Source organism: Pseudomonas sp. B707 (assembly GCF_022496685.1).
Lineage (GTDB): Bacteria > Pseudomonadota > Gammaproteobacteria > Pseudomonadales > Pseudomonadaceae > Aquipseudomonas > Aquipseudomonas paraglycinae.
Window position 1 is genome coordinate 149,700 of record NZ_WTVE01000027.1, and the last position, 18,286, is coordinate 167,985.

Annotated in this window: 19 protein-coding genes; 11 read left to right on the forward strand and 8 right to left on the reverse strand. The window is 60.4% G+C overall.

The genetic code is table 11. The features are described 5' to 3' along the window. Positions 1–45: 45 nt before the first annotated feature. The gene (gene nhaR, locus GQX66_RS17375) at positions 46–945 is read left to right on the forward strand and encodes a transcriptional activator NhaR (RefSeq protein ID WP_007951569.1); all 900 of its coding nucleotides are present in this window, start codon (positions 46–48) and stop codon (positions 943–945) included. On the opposite strand, the gene GQX66_RS17380 is transcribed toward nhaR, so the two are convergent. After that, positions 942–2,102: an MFS transporter gene (locus GQX66_RS17380; RefSeq protein WP_007951570.1), complete on the reverse strand. Its 1,161-nt coding sequence runs from the start codon at positions 2,100–2,102 to the stop codon at positions 942–944. The two genes, nhaR and GQX66_RS17380, sit on opposite strands and share 4 nt — an antisense overlap. Positions 2,103–2,437: 335 nt before the next feature. On the opposite strand from GQX66_RS17380, the gene sstT reads away from it, so the two are divergent. Further along, positions 2,438–3,670: a serine/threonine transporter SstT gene (gene sstT / locus GQX66_RS17385; protein ID WP_064384078.1), complete on the forward strand. Its 1,233-nt coding sequence runs from the start codon at positions 2,438–2,440 to the stop codon at positions 3,668–3,670. Positions 3,671–3,735: 65 nt separating this feature from the next. On the opposite strand, the gene GQX66_RS17390 is transcribed toward sstT, so the two are convergent. Beyond that, positions 3,736–4,245: a DUF1993 domain-containing protein gene (locus GQX66_RS17390; RefSeq protein WP_011335046.1), complete on the reverse strand. Its 510-nt coding sequence runs from the start codon at positions 4,243–4,245 to the stop codon at positions 3,736–3,738. Between the two features lie 126 nt (positions 4,246–4,371). Here GQX66_RS17390 and GQX66_RS17395 point away from each other — a divergent pair, with 126 nt between their 5' ends. Then, on the forward strand, positions 4,372–5,022 hold the full coding sequence (locus GQX66_RS17395) for a DUF480 domain-containing protein (protein ID WP_134022319.1): 651 nt from the start codon (positions 4,372–4,374) through the stop codon (positions 5,020–5,022). A 16-nt stretch (positions 5,023–5,038) separates the two neighbouring features. Here GQX66_RS17395 and GQX66_RS17400 read toward each other — a convergent pair whose 3' ends face one another. Together GQX66_RS17400 and GQX66_RS17405 are read right to left on the reverse strand one after the other, a co-directional pair. Beyond that, on the reverse strand, positions 5,039–5,557 hold the full coding sequence (locus tag GQX66_RS17400; protein ID WP_102717049.1) for a cupin domain-containing protein: 519 nt from the start codon (positions 5,555–5,557) through the stop codon (positions 5,039–5,041). Between the two features lie 97 nt (positions 5,558–5,654). Further along, positions 5,655–6,473 (reverse strand): shikimate 5-dehydrogenase, encoded by an 819-nt coding sequence (locus GQX66_RS17405; RefSeq protein ID WP_102717050.1) that lies wholly within the window; start codon positions 6,471–6,473, stop codon positions 5,655–5,657. A gap of 254 nt (positions 6,474–6,727) precedes the next feature. On the opposite strand from GQX66_RS17405, the gene GQX66_RS17410 reads away from it, so the two are divergent. From GQX66_RS17410 to GQX66_RS17420, 3 genes are all read left to right on the forward strand, one after another. Next, positions 6,728–7,078 (forward strand): hypothetical protein, encoded by a 351-nt coding sequence (locus tag GQX66_RS17410; RefSeq protein WP_007951578.1) that lies wholly within the window; start codon positions 6,728–6,730, stop codon positions 7,076–7,078. A 258-nt stretch (positions 7,079–7,336) separates the two neighbouring features. Beyond that, positions 7,337–7,531, forward strand: coding sequence for a hypothetical protein (locus GQX66_RS17415; protein WP_085745904.1), 195 nt, complete (start codon positions 7,337–7,339; stop codon positions 7,529–7,531). A 102-nt stretch (positions 7,532–7,633) separates the two neighbouring features. Further along, positions 7,634–7,816: a hypothetical protein gene (locus tag GQX66_RS17420; RefSeq protein WP_085745903.1), complete on the forward strand. Its 183-nt coding sequence runs from the start codon at positions 7,634–7,636 to the stop codon at positions 7,814–7,816. On the opposite strand, the gene GQX66_RS17425 is transcribed toward GQX66_RS17420, so the two are convergent. Beyond that, positions 7,813–8,874, reverse strand: a complete 1,062-nt coding sequence (locus GQX66_RS17425; RefSeq protein WP_085745902.1) for an AI-2E family transporter — start codon at positions 8,872–8,874, stop codon at positions 7,813–7,815. The genes GQX66_RS17420 and GQX66_RS17425 overlap by 4 nt on opposite strands. A 156-nt stretch (positions 8,875–9,030) precedes the next feature. Here GQX66_RS17425 and yegQ point away from each other — a divergent pair, with 156 nt between their 5' ends. Then, positions 9,031–10,359 carry a tRNA 5-hydroxyuridine modification protein YegQ gene (gene yegQ, locus GQX66_RS17430; RefSeq protein ID WP_240870176.1) on the forward strand — a complete coding sequence of 443 codons (1,329 nt, stop codon included), beginning with the start codon at positions 9,031–9,033 and terminating at the stop codon, positions 10,357–10,359. A 185-nt stretch (positions 10,360–10,544) separates the two neighbouring features. After that, positions 10,545–11,552 carry a hypothetical protein gene (locus GQX66_RS17435; RefSeq protein WP_102717052.1) on the forward strand — a complete coding sequence of 336 codons (1,008 nt, stop codon included), beginning with the start codon at positions 10,545–10,547 and terminating at the stop codon, positions 11,550–11,552. Positions 11,553–11,611: 59 nt separating this feature from the next. Here GQX66_RS17435 and GQX66_RS17440 read toward each other — a convergent pair whose 3' ends face one another. Continuing rightward, entirely contained in the window at positions 11,612–12,478 is an 867-nt protein-coding gene (locus GQX66_RS17440) for a LysR substrate-binding domain-containing protein (protein WP_102717053.1), read from the reverse strand. A gap of 102 nt (positions 12,479–12,580) precedes the next feature. On the opposite strand from GQX66_RS17440, the gene GQX66_RS17445 reads away from it, so the two are divergent. Then, positions 12,581–13,474: a DMT family transporter gene (locus GQX66_RS17445; protein WP_102717054.1), complete on the forward strand. Its 894-nt coding sequence runs from the start codon at positions 12,581–12,583 to the stop codon at positions 13,472–13,474. Between the two features lie 12 nt (positions 13,475–13,486). Here the strand turns inward: GQX66_RS17445 and GQX66_RS17450 are convergent, their stop codons facing one another. Further along, a complete protein-coding gene (locus GQX66_RS17450; protein ID WP_240870177.1) occupies positions 13,487–14,203 on the reverse strand; it encodes a FadR/GntR family transcriptional regulator in 717 nt (238 codons plus the stop codon). 365 nt (positions 14,204–14,568) lie between these two features. Between GQX66_RS17450 and GQX66_RS17455 the strand changes: the two genes are divergently transcribed. Together GQX66_RS17455 and gudD are read left to right on the forward strand one after the other, a co-directional pair. Beyond that, on the forward strand, positions 14,569–15,915 hold the full coding sequence (locus tag GQX66_RS17455; protein WP_102687128.1) for an MFS transporter: 1,347 nt from the start codon (positions 14,569–14,571) through the stop codon (positions 15,913–15,915). 14 nt (positions 15,916–15,929) lie between these two features. Next, positions 15,930–17,273 carry a glucarate dehydratase gene (gudD, locus tag GQX66_RS17460; RefSeq protein ID WP_102687127.1) on the forward strand — a complete coding sequence of 448 codons (1,344 nt, stop codon included), beginning with the start codon at positions 15,930–15,932 and terminating at the stop codon, positions 17,271–17,273. Here gudD and GQX66_RS17465 read toward each other — a convergent pair. Next, a complete protein-coding gene (locus GQX66_RS17465; RefSeq protein WP_096822360.1) occupies positions 17,270–18,145 on the reverse strand; it encodes a LysR family transcriptional regulator in 876 nt (291 codons plus the stop codon). The genes gudD and GQX66_RS17465 overlap by 4 nt on opposite strands. Positions 18,146–18,286 lie beyond the last annotated feature (141 nt).

Here is an 18,286-nt window from a genome sequence, read left to right on the forward strand (position 1 = left end):
GCTATACTTCGATTTATACGAACTGTATTTGACGGACCGAACCCCATGCTCAATTACCGACAACTGCATTACTTCTGGGTGGTGGCCAAGACCGGCAGCATCGTGCGCGCCTGCGAGCAACTGAACCTGACGCCGCAGACCATCAGCGGGCAGATTTCCCTGCTCGAACAGACCTATGGCATCGAGTTGTTTCAACGGGTCGGCCGGCAATTAGAGCTCACCGAGGCCGGGCGCCAGGCCCTGCCCTACGCCGAGCAAATGTTCCAGCTCGGCGGCGAACTGGAGCTGATGCTGCGCGCCCAGCCCAATGAACAGCAGATCCTGTTCCGGGTCGGCGTGGCAGACGTGGTGCCCAAATCCATCGTCTATCGCCTGATCGCGCCGACCATGGAGTTGAGCGAACCGCTGCGCATCACCTGCCGTGAAGACAAACTCGAACGCCTGCTGGCGGACCTGGCGATCCAGCGCCTGGACCTGGTGATCTCCGACAGCCCGATGCCCTCGCACCTGGACATCAAGGGCTACAGCCAGAAGCTTGGGGAATGCGGGATCAGTTTTTTCGCCACCGCCGAACTGGCAGCGCAATACGGTCAGGATTTCCCGCGCAGCCTGCACGGTGCGCCACTATTGATCCCCGGCGCGGAAACCGTTGTGCGCAGCCGTTTGCAGCGCTGGTTCGCCGAGCAGCAGATTCAGCCAAGGATTGTCGGGGAATTCGATGACAGCGCCTTGATGCAGGCGTTCGGCCAGTCCGGCAGCGGGATTTTCATTGGCCCGAGCGTGATTGCCGATGAGGTGAAGCGTCAGTACGGCGTCGAGTTGATCGGCCAGACCGATGCGGTGAGCGAGTCGTTCTACGCGATCTCGGTGGAACGCAAGGTCAAGCACCCCGGCATCAAAGCGATTACCGAAGGTGCCCGACGCGAGCTGTTTACAGCCTTTTAAGCCGGCGCGCAGACGTCGCGCGGCTTGAGCACCATCAGCACCATGGCGAGGAAAATCGACAGCAGGATGAACCCGGCGGCGGCGAAGCCCACAAAGCCGAGGCCGGCGCTGTCGATCACTCGACCGCCAATGATCGCGCCCAGACCAATCCCGAGGTTGGCCCCGGCAATGTTCAGCGACGCGGCGAAGGCCGGCGCCTCAGGTGCAGCTTTCATCAAGCGCACGTGGCTGACCAGAAACAGCGCCGCCTGAGTCACGCCCCAGATGCCCATCGCCGCCGCCAGACCCAGCGACGAATTGATGTTCGGCACCAGCGCCACCATCCCGGGAATCATGAATGCGCAGAACATCACCGACGCCATCAGCGGATGACGATCCACCGCACGACCGCCCAGCGAGTTGCCGATCAGACCGACCGCGCCAAAGCCCATCAGGCACCAGCCGACCACGGTGCCATTGAAGCCGGCCAGACGCTCGAGGATGTCCGCCAGATAGGTGTAGGCGGTGAACATGCCGCTGAACACCAGGATCGACAGCAGTACATGGCCCAGCATCAGCGGGCTGCGCAGGATCTTGAACTGCGAGGCGAAACTGACCTGATGCTGGTGCAGGCTGGTTTTCGGCAGATAGACAAACAGCAGCAGCGCCTTGGCGAACGCGATCACCGCCAGAATGGCGAACGCACTGCGCCAGCCGAACGCATCGGAAATCAGCGTGCCGACCGGAATGCCGAACACGGTGGCGCAGACGATGCCGAAGCCGATCTTGGCGATCGCGCGACCGGCGAAGTCCGGGCCGACGATGTCCACCGCCGTTTCACTGGCCAGCGCCCAGAACACCGGCAGCCCCAGCGCCGGGATCAGTCGGGCAATCGCCATGACCCAGATGTTCGGCGCCAATGCCGCGACGGTATTGGCCAGACCGAACATGATCAGGATGGTGATGAACAGTTTGCGGCGCTCGAAGCGGGCGAAATATGCGGTCAAGAAAGGACCGAACATCGCCACGGTGAAAGCGAATAGAGTCACCAGCAACCCGGCCTGCGGGATGGTGACGGCGAGGTCGCGGGCAATCGCCGGCAGCAGGCCGACGATGACGAACTCCGTGGTCAGCACCGTGAACCCGGCGGCAGACAACAGAAGGATGGGCAACAGCATGAGGAACTCCAGCAAAACGAAGACACCAGCGTTGACCCGAGGGCCCGCTGGCAGAACTTGAAAATAAGGATGCGCAATCTTAACAGAGTGTTTCCCGAGTGACTTGCACAAACCTGTCTAAGTTGCAGAGGGATCGGGTGGCAGATCGTCACAGGTCTGAAGGATCCGGACGACGCTGTGATAAAGTCCGCGCCCTGCAAAACGTACACCCTGTTCAACCACCCGTTTAACGGTGTGGCTGGCGCGTCAGTCCTTTCGGTTTGTGTCCGTGGCCTGCCCCCGATCAATCGCCCGGATCACGTAACCTTGCACCCTATAAAAACAGAGATGCCGTTATGACCGCTTCATCCCCTTCTCTATTGCAACGTCTTAAAAGCCTCAGCCTGGTCACCCAGATCCTGATCGGCCTGATTGCCGGCATCGCCCTTGCGCTGTTCGCGCCGGAAGCGGCCAAAGGCACGGCCTTCATCGGCAAGGTGTTCGTCTCGGCCCTGAAAGCCGTGGCGCCGATCCTGGTGTTCGTGCTGGTCATGGCCTCGATCGCCAACCACAAGCACGGCCAGGAAACCCACATCCGGCCGATTCTGTTCCTGTATCTGCTGGGCACCTTCGCCGCCGCCGTGGTCGCGGTGATTGCCAGCATGATGTTCCCGTCGCATCTGGTGCTGTCCACCGACAACATCGCGGTAAGTGCGCCGGGCGGCATCAGTGAAGTGCTGCAAAGCCTGTTGCTGAGCGTGGTCGACAATCCGGTGAGCGCACTGATGAACGCCAACTTCATCGGCATTCTGGCCTGGGCCATCGGCATGGGCGTGGCGATCCGGCACGCCGGTGACACTACACGCGAAGTGCTGGGTGATCTGTCCAACGGCGTGACAGTGATTGTCCGGGTCGTGATCCGTTTTGCGCCGCTGGGTATTTTCGGCCTGGTGGCATCGACCCTGGCCACCTCCGGATTTGGTGCATTGATCGGTTACGCGCACCTGCTGGCGGTGCTGCTCGGCTGCATGCTGTTCGTGGCGCTGGTGATGAACCCGTTGATCGTGTTCTGGAAGCTGCGTCGCAATCCGTACCCGCTGACGCTCCAGTGCCTGCGTGAAAGCGGCATCACTGCGTTTTTCACCCGCAGCTCGGCGGCGAACATTCCGGTCAACCTGGAATTGAGCAAGCGCCTGGGCCTGCATGAAGACACCTACTCGGTGTCGATCCCGCTCGGCGCCACCATCAACATGGCGGGTGCGGCGATCACCATCACCGTGCTGACCCTCGCCGCCGTGCACACCTTGGGTATCGCCGTGGACATCCCGACCGCGATCCTGCTCAGCGTCGTCGCTGCGATCTGCGCCTGCGGTGCCTCGGGCGTGGCCGGTGGTTCGCTGCTGCTGATCCCGCTGGCGTGCAGCCTGTTCGGCATCCCGAGCGAAATCGCCATGCAGGTGGTGGCCGTCGGTTTCATCATCGGCGTGCTGCAGGATTCGGCCGAGACGGCGCTGAACTCCTCCACCGACGTGCTGTTCACCGCCGCCGCGTGCCTGGGCGAAGAGCAGAAAGCCCAGCGTCCGGCGTAAAAACCCGGCGCAACAAAAAGCCCGCCAAGGCGTAAACCTTGGCGGGCTTTTTGTTGAAGAACGTTTTAGAACGCGCCCATGTAATCGCGCTTGCCTACTTCCACACCGTTGTGACGCAGCAATGCGTAGGTGGTGGTGACGTGGAAGAAGAACTGCGGCAGGCCGTAGCTCAGCAGGTAAGCCTGGCCACTGAAGCGCTTCTCTTTCGGGGTGCCCGGGCGAGTCACGATCTCGATGCCTTCCTTGCCATTGATCTGCTCTGGCTTGATCTCGCCGATGAAGGCCAGAACCTTGGCGATCAGCGCTTGCAGTTCGGCGAAGGTGGTTTCGGTGTCGTCATATTTCGGGATTTCGATTTCGGCCAGACGCGAGGACACGCCCTTGGCGAAGTCCACGGCGATCTGCACCTGACGCACCAGCGGGAACATGTCCGGGTACAGACGCGCTTGCAGGAAGGCGTTCGGGTCGATGTTTTTCTCGGTGGCGTGGGCTTCAGCCTTTTTCAGCACATCGCTCAGGGCGTTGAGCATTTGTTGAAAAACCGGGACGGATGCGGCGTACAGGGAAATGGTCATGGCAGTCTCACGTGGTGGCTGGTTGAATCGTGGGGGCGATTATAGCCATGCTCGCAGGGCGGCGCGGCTTGTCTTTTATCCAGCAAGGATTAGGCTAGGCGCCTTCGACTGCAGAGGGAACGCGCGATGACCACCGAATTTGAAACCCGCTCCGACGAACCTCGGCTCAACGCCACGGAAATCCGCATTCTGGGCTCGTTGATCGAGAAACAGGCCACCAGCCCGGAAACCTACCCGTTGACCCTCAACGCGCTGGTGCTGGCCTGCAACCAGAAAACCAGCCGGGAACCGGTGATGAACCTGACCCAGGGCCAGGTCGGCCAGAGCCTGCGCGCTCTCGAAAGCCGCGGTTTCGCCAAACTGGTGATGGGCAGTCGCGCCGACCGCTGGGAGCACAAGGTCGACAAGGCGCTGGAGCTGGTGCCGGCGCAATTGATTCTGACCGGATTGATGTTCCTGCGCGGCCCGCAGACCGTCAACGAACTGCTGACCCGCAGCGGTCGCATGCATGAGTTTGAAGATTCAGAACAAGTGGTGCATCAGCTGGAACGCCTGATCGCCCGGGAGCTGGCGGTATTGATTCCACGTCAGGCCGGCCAGCGCGAAGATCGCTACACCCACGCACTGGGCGATCCGGCGGACATCGAGGCGATTATCGCGGCGCGGCAGAGTCCGAGTGATCGCGGGGCTGCCAGCGGCGTGTCAGTGGAGCGCATCGAAGAGCTGGAAGCGCGGATTGCAGCACTGGAAGAGCGTCTGGCCCGCCTCGAAGAATAAGCGCACCGGGGCGGCGTTATTCGCCGTCCCAGTAATCCACCCCGTCCGCCTGCCGCGCCACCGCGACGAATCCCGAGGCATTGCCTTCGGCATCGACGCTGAAGTTGTCCATCACCGCGTATTTGTTCGAATCCGGGTACTCGCAGATTTCCGGTTGCTGCTGGGTGCTGACCGCCAGATAGCGCAGCTCCGCAGCACTGGTATTGATGATCTGATGCGCGGCTTCCGGGCCGCCCGGCGGACAGGCGATCACGTCACCGGCGCGGATCGGGAAACGTTCGGCGCCGAGGCGCACCTCCCCTTCCCCGGCCACCACGTAAAACATTTCCTCATTGACCCGATGACTGTGAAACGGACTGCCGCGCATGCCCGGCGGCAGCGCATACAGACGATATCCGAGCTTCTGCGCGCCCAATTGCTGGCCGACCCGGGCGAACCGTTGCTGATAACGCCCGGCGGTTTCGCCCTCGGGGGACAGGGCTTCGGGAAGCGGTTCGAGTTCGACGTCATTCAGGTTGAGAATGGGCGGATGCATGCAAACCTCGGCTTTTGTGATGGGCAAGTCTGTGCTTGCTGATCCGGCAGTATAGGCAACGACAAATCCGGGCGAATATGCCGTTGCTCAGGCTCCATCAGCTACGGGCAAACGCCACCGCCGCATCGAACTGCTCGACAGTCGGCCGCACGCCGGTGTACAGCACGAACTGCTCCAGCGCCTGGATCGCTATCACTTCCAGCCCGGTGATCACTTTTTTGCCTTCGGCACGACCGCGCACGATCAGCGGGGTTTCCGAGGGGATCGCCACCACATCGAACACGGTGTCGGCAGACTTGATCACATCCACCTCAAAAGAAAGCTGACCCGCTTCCGGACCGCCATCCATCCCGACCGGAGTTACGTTGATCAACATCTGCGGGCGCTCGTCACCCAGTTCCGCCTGCCAGCGATAGCTCAGGGAATCCGCCAGCGCGCGGCCGGCGCGCTCGTTGCGGGCCACGATCAAACCATTTTTGTAACCGCCATCGCGCAAGGCACTGGCCACAGCCTTGGCCATGCCGCCGCTGCCGCGCAGGGCGAAAGTCGTGTCCTTCGGCACCGCGTGGGTTTCCAGCAACTGAGCAATGGCGATGTAATCGGTGTTGTAGGCCTTGAGATGGCCGTTGGTGTTGACGATGGTGTTGATCGACTGGATCGCCGCCGCCGAAGCATCCAGTTCATCGACCAGCGCAATGCAGGCTTCCTTGAACGGCATCGACACGCCGCAACCGCGAATCCCCAGCGCGCGGATCCCGCCGACCGCACCGGGAAGGTCCTGGCTGCTGAACGCCTTGTAGTAGAAATTCAGACCCAGTTGTTCATACAAATGGTTATGAAAACGCAGACCGAAATTCCCGGGACGCCCAGACAGGGACATGCACAATTGGGTGTCTTTGTTGGGGTTCATCTGCATGGGAGGCTCCTTCGAATGCACTTTCGGATGGACGGGATTAGCCAGGCCATCGGGTTCTGAACGATCATAAGGCGGTCTGTTCCGGGCATCACAGCCGATGCCGGAAATCCGGTAAACAAACCGGTACAGACCTTACACAAAATTTACCTAGCGGCCGTGCTGTTTTTCAAAATGTTGCTGTCTTAGAAGTATCCCCGCGCCATCCCGAGCCTGTTGCAGGTTCGGACGCCGGGTCGAAGAACCGAGGAATTATCATGATTCGTAAACTCCCCATCGTGGCCTTGTTGATTGGTGCATTCGCGATCACGGGTCAGGCAGAAGCCCACGGCGGTGGCTGGCAGGGCCCGGCGGTATTTGGTGCGATCGTCGGCTCGGCCATCATCGGCTCGGCGCTCATCAACCAGGATCGGCCGGTGTACGTCCAACAGCCTGTTTACGCTCAACCGGCACCGGTCTACGTGCAGCAACCGCCGCCACCGGTCTACTACCAGCCGGCCCCGGTTTATGTGCAGCAACCGGTCTACGTCCAACCGGCCCCGGTCTATTACGGCCCGCCGCGCGGTTATTACGGCCGGCCACACTATTACGGTGGCCCGCGCTGGTAACCGAAACACAAAGCCCCGCTTGAGAGCGGGGCTTTTTATTGCTCGCAGATTATTGCCCACGGAAAAGCCAACCGTCCGTCGGCCAAGGTCTGAAAAAATCTCGCCAAGGTCGCTGTGGGGACAGTTTGAACCGTTAAAGTCGGCATGATGGACTCGACCGTCGGGGGCAAAACACAAACGGTCATCTATTTGTCATGACGGAACCGCACTCTGAATCCGTCCGCATACAACAGGTTGATAACAACAAGGACGACTTGAATGCCTACACAGAATCCACACCGCATCGTCGGTTTATGCACCTCGAGCAAGGTCTACAACGCCCTGACCGAGCTCAAGCACCTGGAAGGCCACCGCACGGCGAAGTTTCTCTCGCTACTGGCGGAAAACCTGGTGCGCAAGGGTTTTATCAACGAACACGAGATTGTGCACATGCTCGATCAAGTGGTGGATTGAGCCAGTCCTCACTGGCGTCAATGACCACTATCGAAAGCGTTGATTGTTCCTGAAAAGGCCAATTCCCTAAGGTAGCTCCATAGATTGATGGAGGTACTTCTCATGGCTCAGGTTCAAATCATGTCCGTTATCGGCAGCGCCGTTCCCGCATCGCTCAGAGAGCTGGGCTTGCTCGCCTGCTGGTATCTGGTTCGCGACGGCGAGCCGGTCAGCGGCCCGCTCACATCCTTGCCGGCCGCCCAGGCACTGTCGCAGCAACTGGTCAACGATCCGTTCAAGGCCTAAGGCAGCTGCACTTTCGGTTTGCTCTCGATGAACAGCGCCCAGCTCGACATGAACAGGGCCGCGATCAGCGGCCCGATCACAAAGCCGTTGAGCCCGAAGACGGCCAATCCGCCCAGGGTCGAGATCAGGATCATGTAGTCCGGCATCCGGGTGTCCTTGCCCACCAGGATCGGGCGCAACAGGTTATCCACCAGACCGATCACGAATACCCCGAACAACCCCAGCACCACCCCCTGCCAGATCATCCCGCTGAGCAGAAAGTACGCCGCGACCGGTACCCAGACAATTCCCGCCCCCACCGCCGGCAGCAACGACAGAAACGCCATCAGCACCGCCCAGAGCAATGAGCTGGGAATGTCGAGAAACCAGAAAATCGCCCCGCCCAGCGCACCCTGCGTGATCGCCACCAGCAGATTGCCCTTCACCGTGGCGCGCACCACCCGATTGAATTTCAGCTGCAAACGACGTTTGTGATGCTCCTCGAGCGGTATCGCCGTGCGCACCTTGCGCGCCAGTTCGGCGCCGTCGCGCAGGAAGAAAAACAACAGGTACAACATGATGAAAAAACTCACCACGAATTCGAACGTGCCCTGGCCGAAACTGAACGCCTGGCTTGCCAGCACCTGACTGCCCTGCATGGAAGCCTTGACGATCTTCTCGCGCAAGGCATTGAGTTCACCCATGCCGAAGCGGTCGAGCAAGTGTTGAAAGTACGGCGGCAGGCTGTGCTTGAACTGCGCCAGATAGGCGCCGATATCGAGCTTGCCGCTCTCGATATTGTCGTAAAGCGTCGCCCCTTCCTGCACCAGCAGCACGCTGATGACGATCACCGGCAGGATCGCGATCACCAGGCAGATGCTCAAAGTACACAGCGATGTGAGATTGCGTTGCCAGCCGAATTTCAGTTGCAACTGGCGCTGCATCGGTGCGAACAGGATGCCGAGGATCACCGCCCAGAACACCGCACCGTAGAACGGCAGCAGGATCCAGATAAAAGCGACCGTCACCAGAAACAGCAGCACGGTGAGGGATTTGAATTGCAGACTCTTTTGGTTCATGTCCGGTCCAGGTCAGTCAGGCGCCACCCGCGCCCGTCCCGTTTAGTCAGCCAGCGTCAGCGCGAGTGCCCTGTTTCTTCATGGAGCATAGATCCAGATCAATAAACCCTCGGCGCAACTGCTCTACCCTGCCGCGCTTTTGCGACCGACGCCGCCATGACGACCTCCTTCACCCCCGAACTGCTCGCCCCCGCCGGCACCCTGAAAAACATGCGCTACGCCTTCGCCTACGGGGCCGATGCTGTGTATGCCGGCCAGCCGCGCTACAGCCTGCGGGTGCGCAACAACGAGTTCGATCACGCCAACCTCGCGCTCGGCATTCGTGAAGCCCAGGCCCACGGCAAGCGCTTCTACGTGGTGGTCAACATCGCGCCGCACAACGCCAAATTGAAGACCTTCCTCAAGGATCTTGCACCGGTGATCGAGATGGCGCCGGACGCGCTGATCATGTCCGACCCCGGCCTGATCATGCTCGTACGCCGGCACTTTCCGCAGATGCCGATCCACCTGTCGGTGCAGGCCAACACGGTGAACTGGGCGAGTGTCGAGTTCTGGCAGCAACAAGGGCTGAGCCGGATCATCCTGTCCCGAGAACTGTCGCTGGAAGAGATTGGCGAAATCCGCGAGCAAGTGCCGGGCATGGAGCTGGAAGTGTTCGTCCACGGCGCGCTGTGCATGGCCTATTCCGGCCGTTGCTTGCTTTCGGGCTACATGAACAAGCGCGACGCCAATCAAGGCACCTGCACCAACGCCTGCCGCTGGAAATACTCGGCGCAGGAAGCCAGCGAAAACCATCTCGGCGAAATCGTGCAGACCTTCGAACCGCAACCGACCCTCGGCCTCGGCGCCCCCACCGATCAGGTGTTCCTGTTGCAGGAAGCCAACCGTCCCGGCGAGCTGATGCCGGCCTTCGAAGACGAACACGGCACCTACATCATGAACGCCAAGGACCTGCGCGCGGTGCAGCACGTCGAACGCCTGACCCGCATGGGCGTGCACTCACTGAAGATCGAAGGCCGGACAAAATCGCACTTCTATTGCGCACGCACCACCCAGGTCTATCGCCGGGCCATCGACGATGCGGTGGCCGGCCGCGAATTCAACCGCAGCCTGATGACCGATCTGGAATCCCTCGCCCAGCGCGGCTACACCGAAGGTTTCCTGCGCCGGCACGTGCATGACGAATACCAGAACTACCAGAACGGCAGCTCGGTGTCGGAGCGTCAGCAGTTCGTGGGCGAGTTGACCGGCGAACGCCGGGATCGACTGGCCGAGGTCAAGGTGAAAAACCGCTTCGCACTGGGCGATCATCTGGAACTGATGACGCCCAAGGGCAACTTCCATTTTGATCTGCATGAACTGCAGAACCTGAAAGGTGAAGCCATCGACGTGGCGCCGGGGGACGGGCATACGGTGTATCTGCCGATTCCGGATGCGGTGGATTTGCGCTTCGGGTTATTGATGCGGGATATCGGCGCCGCCTAATTATCCAATCCGCCCTACTCAGAGTAGAAACCTCCAATCGGGCAAGGCGACATGGATGGCGGCCATCAAGACTTGTCGAGTAACGCCGATAAACAGAGAGATCAAAAAACACTTCCCTTGCCAGGAATCGATCACAAAATGACGGCGGGGCAACCAAGTGCTTGGCCTACAAGGAGCGTTATCCAATGCTAGACCTCATATACATCGTCGAAGACCAGCCTGCATCCGCCCCCTCTGAAATAGATGACTCACGCTACACCCCAAACTTCACACTCTCAGGTCAAGACCCTGCGCTCCTGAGTGCAAAACCCAACTATTCAGGGCCAACTGCGGCTGCGCTAGCGGCCCTGTCCGCGTCGTCATTCCTGACTCCTATGCTGCCAATTTCTCTGATAGCTGGCGCCGCTGCAGCGGGTGCAGCAAGCATTGGCGGATCGCTTTTCACAAAAGATCGCAGTGCCACACCCGAGCAACCGCTCCCAGTCATAACAGAGGAATCACGTTCGCTCGCAGCGTACATACGACACCATTCGTTGTCCCGCAGCCAAGCAAAAGACGCTGGATATCGCTTCCAGCCTGGGCACCCCGTTGTTGGCAAGGCGTACCGTAAACACCCACTGAATGACTACCCAAATCCGGAAAATGGGAAACTGTACATCCCAAGCGACAGCTACGATGCAATCCTTCTGGAAGAGCGCGAGTCAGAACTGATCAAGCTGCTAGTCCATCTCGGGGCTACGAAAATCAGCATTACCAAAAAAGCCTCGGACAAAACCCGCAATACCATTACCGGAGGAGTGTCGGTGCAAGCCGGCTCCCTGGGAGGTGGAGATGCCAGTTACATGGGTAAAACTGAGCGCGACACTGACACACTCGACACTCGTGAATTCTCGCTAACTGGCAGATCCTGGAAAGCAGACAGCAAAGCCGATCGAGACAACTTCTTTTGGCTTTCCTACGAGCCATCCTGGAAGGCTGTCGTATTCGCCCGCGAAGTCGGCGGGTGCCTGACAGCCTCACTGGAAATAAAAGAGACCACGTCATTCTCCACGGACAAAAACCTGGAACTGTCAGTTAAGGCAAAACTAGTTGAAGTCGGCGCACAGGCAGGCAATTCGAATCTGGAAGCTGAAGAAAAAACATATTTCGTAAAAGCAGAATTCGCGCCGGTAAACCATAGCGCCGATGGTTGATGCAAGACCGTCAAGTCGCCCCGTATCCCTCATGAGGGGTCAGGGTGAAGGTGATTGCTTTATCCAGCGAACTCCTCGCGCAACATCGCCACAAATGCCTCACGCGCCGGGTGCACCCCGGCGTTTTCATGCCAGTAGAACAAGTTGTCGATGGCCGCCAGTTCCGGGAATTCGTAACCCGCACACCCCGCGCCTTTGGCGTATTGCTCGAACACGCCTTTAGGCACCAGGGCCACGCCGGCGCCGGCACTCACGCAACCGACAATCGCCCCGTAACTGGCCAGACTGACAATCGGCAACGCCAGGCCCTTACGCAACAGCCAGTGCTCCAACGCGGCGCGATACGGACAGCCTTGCGGCCACATGAACACGGTTTTGTCCTGCAAATCGTCGAGGTCGCGCACCGGCCCGAACGAGGTCGATGCGATCAGCAGCAATTCTTCGCGATACATCGGCGTGCGCTTGAGCTGCGAGCGCTCGACGTCCACCGCAACGATCGCGCCGTCGAGTCGATGGCTGACGGTATCGTCGAGCAGTTGCCCCCAGGTGCCGGTGGTCAGTTCCAGCGCCACGTTCGGGTAGCGCTTGTGAAATTTTGCCAGCAGGCGCGGCAAACGCCCGGTCGCCGAAGATTCGATGGCGCCGATGCGTAGCGGCCCGGAAGGTTCGGCGGCAGGATCGACTGCGCGCTTGGCTTCAGCCGTCAGTGCCAGAATCTTCTCTGCATAAGCGAGAAAGGTCTGCCCCGCCGGACTGATCCGCAGCCCGCGCCCTTCGCGCAGAAACAACGCCACACCCAGTTCCGCTTCCAGGGATTTGATCCGTGCCGTGATATTCGACGGGACGCAAAACAGCTTTTCAGCCGCTTTGGCGATGCTGCCGACCTCGGCCACGGTCTTGAACATGCGGATCTGCGCCAGCTCCATAATTCGTCACTCACAGTGAATGGTTGGCGCAGTATAAGTCAGTTGTGACGAATGATTGACCGCCCGGATACTTGGCGCATCAACCCTCTTGGTGCCTCGCTCATGCCTTCCACTTCGCCTTTGAAAATTCTGTTGGCCATGGCTTTCGTGGTCGGTTGCTGGGCCTATTCGCCGACCGGCATCCACATCGGCCTGCAAGCCTACGACCCCGGTCATCTGGCCTTGCTGCGGTTTCTGCTGGCGTCGCTTTTCATGGCGGTGATTGCAGGTTTCAAGGGCATTCATCTGCCGCGCCTGCAGGATTTGCCGCTGTTGTTTGCCCTGGGCTTCTTTGCCGTCAGCCTGCATCACGTGGTGCTGAACATTGGTCAGCAAAGCGTCAGCGCTGGCGCGTCGAGTGTGCTGGCGCAATCGACGCCACTGTTCAGCACGCTGCTGGCGCGGTTCCTGTTCAAGGATCGGGTCAGCGTCTGGCGCTGGGGTTGTGTGTTGCTGGGATTCGTCGGCGTGGTGATCGTGGTCAGCGGCGATCGCGGCCTCGGCAGCCTCGACGCGCACGGTTTATTGATCCTGCTGGCCGCCGTGTCATGGAGCGTTTACTTCGCTCTGCAAAAACACCACGCCGGACGCTACGACGGGCTGACGCTGGTTTGTTACACGGTGTGGTCCGGCACACTGTTGCTGTTGATCTACTTGCCGGGGCTGGCCGACAGCGTGGCCAGTGCGCCACTGCGGGTGCAATGGGCGGTGCTGGGTCTGGGCGTGTTTCCCAGCGCCCTCGCCTATCTGGCGTGGGCATTCGTGCTCAAGCATGTGGATCTGAGTCGGGCGACGATGACGCTGTACCTGATTCCGCCGACCGCGATGGGGATTGCCTCGGTGGGTTTAGGTGAGCGCCCGACGCTATTGGTGCTGGTGGGCTCGGCGGTGGTGCTGATCAGTGTCCTGGCGTTGAATCTGGAGCGGCCGACGGTGGTGCGGGCCATAGAGACTTGAGTCGCGGCGGCGTTAGGCGCCGCCCGCCGAAAACCGGTCACGACTATTGGTCAGGTGCAGCCACATCGCCGCACGCGCCGCGTCCGGGTCCTGACGCTTGATCGCATTGAGGATCGCTTCATGCTCAAGATTCGCCAGTTGCCCGAGCTTGCTCAAATCCACCGCCCCGCGCTCGGCCGCGTTGACCCGGGTGCGCGGGATCATTGCGCTGCCCAGGTGCTGCATGATTTCGGTGAAGCAGACATTGCCGGTGGCTTCGGCAATCAGCAGGTGGAAGCGCCGGTCGGCCTCCACGCAACTGTCGTTGTTGGCCAATAGACGCTGATAGTCGTCCAGCGCCTGACGCATCTGCCCCAGTTGTTGCTCGGTTCGGCGCTGCGCGGCCAGCGCCGCCGCTTGCGTCTCCAGCCCCATGCGCAATTCGAGAATGCTGCGCACGCCCAGCGCGGTGTCGACATTCAGCCGTAGCCCCTGCTCCTGAGCGCGCTCGATCACGAAGGTGCCGATCCCGTGCCGCGTCTCCACCAGCCCCGACGCCTGCAATTTTGAAATCGCCTCACGCACCACGGTGCGACTGACGCCGTGTTCCTGAACGATCGAGTTTTCCGACGGCAACTTGTCACCGGGCAACATCTGGCCGAGCAGGATGCTCTGGGTGAGTTTTTCCACCAGATCATGGGCCAGGTTGTGCGCGCGTTTACGAGCGGGAGCGTCGAGGTCTTCTTGCATGGTCGGTTCCGGTGATCGAGGCAAACCGATCGTAGCACTGGCGGCGATGACTTGTATGAGCTCCTATGAATTTCGGGGCCAAACTTGTATGACAACACTCGATTTTAGCTAGAAAATTTTCCACTGCGCCGAACAATCGCCTCACGATCACTGGCATAGAATGCTCTGCCATATTTAATACAACCCTTACCAAAGCCAACAAACAAGGCACTTTAAATCTTAAAAAGCATAAAAACCGCCTCCCGTAGACAAATTTGATTGAGCACACCCGCTTGTAGGACAAAAAAATCTAGTTGTATGATGTCTATCAACAACGCAGCACCCAGCCACACCCCGCATAAAAATAACGAGTGGGAGAAAACCAAGTGAAATCATCCATTGCCGGGATGAACGAGGGCGCCGATTCCGTGCTGTCCTCCGCCATTGCCAAAGTCAAACGCCACGTCCTGCCGCTGTTCGTCATCATGTTCATCGTCAATTACATTGACCGGGTGAACATCGGCTTCGTCCGCACCCACATGGAACACGACCTCGGCATCGGTGCCGCGGCCTACGGTTTCGGTGCCGGACTGTTCTTCATCGGTTACGCGCTGTTCGAGGTCCCCTCCAACATGCTGCTGCAAAAGGTCGGCGCGCGAATCTGGCTGACCCGCATCATGCTCACCTGGGGCCTGGTGGCCGCCGGCATGGCGTTCATCCAGAACGAAACCCACTTCTACATCCTGCGATTTCTGTTGGGCGTGGCCGAGGCCGGATTCTTTCCCGGGGTGATCTACTACTTCACCCGCTGGTTGCCGGGGGCCGAGCGCGGCAAGGCGATTGCGATCTTCCTCAGCGGTTCGGCCGTGGCCTCGCTGATTTCCGGCCCGTTGTCCGGTCTGCTGTTGCAGATCGAAGGTCTGGGCATGCACGGCTGGCAGTGGATGTATTTCATTGAAGGGATGTTCTCGGTTGGCCTGTGCGTATTCGTCTGGTTCTGGCTCGACGCCAAACCCCACGATGCGAAATGGCTGACCCGCGCCGAGCAGGATGCGCTGGTCAAAGCGATCGACGATGAACAGAAAGCCCGCGAAGCCGCGACCCCGATCCGGCCGTCGCTGGGCAAACTGCTCAAGGATCGCCAGATCATCCTGTTCTGCCTGATCTACTTCTTCATTCAATTGACCATCTACGCCGCGACGTTCTGGCTGCCGAGCATCATCAAGAAGATGGGCGAGATGAGCGACTTCCAGGTCGGCCTGTTCAACTCGATTCCGTGGCTGCTGTCGATCATCGGCATGTATGCGTTCGCCTCATTCTCGGCGAAGTGGAAACACCAGCAAGCGTGGGTCGCCACTGCATTGCTGATCGCCGCCGCGGGGATGTTCATGTCCACCACCGGTGGGCCGATTTTTGCCTTCGTCGCGATCTGCTTTGCCGCACTGGGTTTCAAATCCGCCTCGTCACTGTTCTGGCCGATCCCGCAGGCCTATCTCGATGCGCGGATCGCCGCTGCCGTGATCGCGCTGATCAACTCGGTGGGCAACCTCGGCGGCTTCGTCGCCCCCACCACTTTCGGTTTGCTGGAACAACACACCGGCTCGATCCAGGGCGGCCTCTATGGTCTGGCCGCGACCTCGATCATCGCCGCGATCATCGTGTTCGCCGCTCGTATGACACCCAAATCCGCACCTGAAGTCGCCGTGGCCGATGCCGCGCCAAAACACGCTTGAAAGGACAATCCCAAATGACCGCACACGACATCGCCAAAGCCCCGATCATCACCGAGATGCAAGTCATCCCGGTAGCCGGCCACGACGGCATGCTGCTCAACCTGAGCGGCGCCCACGGGCCGTTTTTCACCCGCAACATCGTCATCCTCAAGGACAACGCCGGCCACACCGGGGTCGGTGAAGTGCCCGGCGGCGAACGTATCCGCCAGACTCTTGAAGACGCGCGCAGTCTGGTGGTCGGCAGCCCGATCGGCACGTATCAGAAGATCCTCAACCAAGTGCGCCAGACCTTTGCCGACCGCGATGCCGGTGGCCGTGGCCTGCAAACCTTCGACCTGCGCATCACCATTCACGCGGTCACCGGGCTGGAAGCCGCCCTGCTCGACCTGCTCGGCCAGCATCTCGACGTGCCGGTGGCGGCATTGCTCGGCGAAGGCCAGCAGCGTGATGAAGTGAAGATGCTCGGTTACCTGTTCTACGTGGGCGATCGTCGGGAAACCGACCTCGCCTACCGCAGCGAACCGGATGCCGACAATGACTGGTTCCGCGTGCGTCACGAGAAAGCCATGACCGCCGACGCCGTGGTGCGCCTGGCCGAGGCTGCCCACGCGCGTTATGGCTTCAAGGACTTCAAGCTCAAGGGCGGCGTACTCAGCGGTGATGCCGAAATCGAAGCGGTGACCGCACTGGCCGAGCGCTTCCCCGACGCCCGCATTACCCTCGATCCGAACGGCGCGTGGTCATTGAAAGAAGCGATCCGTCTGTGCCGCGACCAGCATCATGTGCTGGCCTACGCCGAAGACCCGTGCGGTGCAGAAAACGGTTACTCGGGCCGTGAAGTGATGGCTGAATTCCGTCGGGCCACCGGGCTGAAAACCGCCACCAACATGATCGCCACCGACTGGCGTGAAATGGGCCATGCGATCCAGTTGCAGTCGGTCGACATTCCGCTGGCCGACCCGCATTTCTGGACCATGCAGGGTTCGGTGCGCGTGGCGCAGATGTGCCACGAATGGGGCCTGACCTGGGGCTCGCACTCCAACAACCACTTCGACATTTCCCTGGCGATGTTCACCCACGTCGCGGCCGCCGCGCCGGGCGACATCACCGCCATCGACACCCACTGGATCTGGCAGGACGGCCAGCGCCTGACCAAGGCGCCGCTGCAAATCGTCGACGGCTGCGTGCAAGTGCCGAAGAAACCGGGGCTGGGCGTGGAACTGGACATGGATCAAATGGCCAAGGCCCACGAACTCTATAAAGGCATGGGCCTGGGTGCGCGGGATGACAGCGTGGCGATGCAGTTTCTGATTCCGGGGTGGACGTTCGATAACAAGAAGCCGTGCCTGGTGCGCTAGGCCTGCGCAGCCTCCAGCAACCAGTGCCTGAACGCCGCCATCGCCGACGTCTCAGGCCGTGACTGCAAGCGCGTCAGCCAGTAGCTGCCGGTGGTGATTTCGATGGCAAAGGGTTGGCGGATCAGATCCGCCGCCAGTTGCCGGGCAAACATCAACGGCGGCGCCAGTGCCACCCCGCCGCCCTGCAACGCCGCCTCCATCATCGCCAGCGACGAGTCGAACACGATGCTCTGGGGCGGCGCGGCATGGGTCGCCAGACCGGCTGCGTGAAACCACTCCGGCCACTCATCGGTGCGATAGGAACGCAGCAAACGCTGCTGCAAAAGATCCCCCGGCGCGTGCAACTGTCGGGCGATTTCCGGCACGCACAGCACCGACAACGGCGCCTCCAGCAAACGGGTCGCCTCGATGCCGTGCCACGCCCCGGCGCCAAACCGGATCGCGTAATCCAGCCCTTCGGCGGCCACGTCCACCCGGTTGTTGTTGGTCGACAGCCGCAAATCTATGAGCGGATGTTTCGCCTGAAAGTCCGCCAGCCTCGGCAACAACCAACCCACCGCGAAGGTGCCTACCGCACCGACCGTGAGCATTTCCCGATATTGCCCGCCCGCCAGACGCTCGAGCATCTGCGCGATATGATCGAACGACGTGGTCAGCACCGGCAGCAGGGTTTCGCCCTCGCCGGTCAGCATCAGCCCACGGGGCAGGCGTTTGAACAGGATCACGCCGAGTTGCGCTTCCAGGCTTTTGACCTGATGGCTGACGGCCGCCTGGGTTACGCACAACTCCACGGCCGCACGAGTGAAGCTCAGGTGGCGCGCAGAGGCTTCAAAGGCGCGTAATGCATTCAAGGGCAATTGAGGTCGAATCATGCCAAATCCCAAATTTTTCTAATGGCTCATCCGAGTTTTCATCGTTTGTCGAAAGACGCCGGACTGCCTAGATTTGCCGGCGCCGATCAGCCGGCCCGACGGAAAACGCTCGCAGTGTAGCGGGATAAACCATCAACACTC

Excerpts from the sequence above, each read along its gene's own strand:
- GQX66_RS17400 (WP_102717049.1), bottom strand. The coding sequence starts at position 5,557 with ATGCATCCGCCCATTCTCAACCTGAATGACGTCGAACTCGAACCGCTT.
- GQX66_RS17420 (WP_085745903.1), top strand. The coding sequence starts at position 7,634 with ATGGCTCAGGTTCAAATCATGTCCGTTATCGGCAGCGCCGTTCCCGCA.
- sstT (WP_064384078.1), top strand. The coding sequence starts at position 2,438 with ATGACCGCTTCATCCCCTTCTCTATTGCAACGTCTTAAAAGCCTCAGC.
- nhaR (WP_007951569.1), top strand. The coding sequence starts at position 46 with ATGCTCAATTACCGACAACTGCATTACTTCTGGGTGGTGGCCAAGACC.
- GQX66_RS17390 (WP_011335046.1), bottom strand. The coding sequence starts at position 4,245 with ATGACCATTTCCCTGTACGCCGCATCCGTCCCGGTTTTTCAACAAATG.
- GQX66_RS17465 (WP_096822360.1), bottom strand. The coding sequence starts at position 18,145 with ATGATTCGACCTCAATTGCCCTTGAATGCATTACGCGCCTTTGAAGCC.
- GQX66_RS17380 (WP_007951570.1), bottom strand. The coding sequence starts at position 2,102 with ATGCTGTTGCCCATCCTTCTGTTGTCTGCCGCCGGGTTCACGGTGCTG.
- GQX66_RS17425 (WP_085745902.1), bottom strand. The coding sequence starts at position 8,874 with ATGAACCAAAAGAGTCTGCAATTCAAATCCCTCACCGTGCTGCTGTTT.
- GQX66_RS17435 (WP_102717052.1), top strand. The coding sequence starts at position 10,545 with ATGCTAGACCTCATATACATCGTCGAAGACCAGCCTGCATCCGCCCCC.
- GQX66_RS17440 (WP_102717053.1), bottom strand. The coding sequence starts at position 12,478 with ATGGAGCTGGCGCAGATCCGCATGTTCAAGACCGTGGCCGAGGTCGGC.
- GQX66_RS17405 (WP_102717050.1), bottom strand. The coding sequence starts at position 6,473 with ATGCAGATGAACCCCAACAAAGACACCCAATTGTGCATGTCCCTGTCT.
- GQX66_RS17395 (WP_134022319.1), top strand. The coding sequence starts at position 4,372 with ATGACCACCGAATTTGAAACCCGCTCCGACGAACCTCGGCTCAACGCC.
- GQX66_RS17415 (WP_085745904.1), top strand. The coding sequence starts at position 7,337 with ATGCCTACACAGAATCCACACCGCATCGTCGGTTTATGCACCTCGAGC.
- yegQ (WP_240870176.1), top strand. The coding sequence starts at position 9,031 with ATGACGACCTCCTTCACCCCCGAACTGCTCGCCCCCGCCGGCACCCTG.
- GQX66_RS17450 (WP_240870177.1), bottom strand. The coding sequence starts at position 14,203 with ATGCAAGAAGACCTCGACGCTCCCGCTCGTAAACGCGCGCACAACCTG.
- gudD (WP_102687127.1), top strand. The coding sequence starts at position 15,930 with ATGACCGCACACGACATCGCCAAAGCCCCGATCATCACCGAGATGCAA.
- GQX66_RS17445 (WP_102717054.1), top strand. The coding sequence starts at position 12,581 with ATGCCTTCCACTTCGCCTTTGAAAATTCTGTTGGCCATGGCTTTCGTG.
- GQX66_RS17410 (WP_007951578.1), top strand. The coding sequence starts at position 6,728 with ATGATTCGTAAACTCCCCATCGTGGCCTTGTTGATTGGTGCATTCGCG.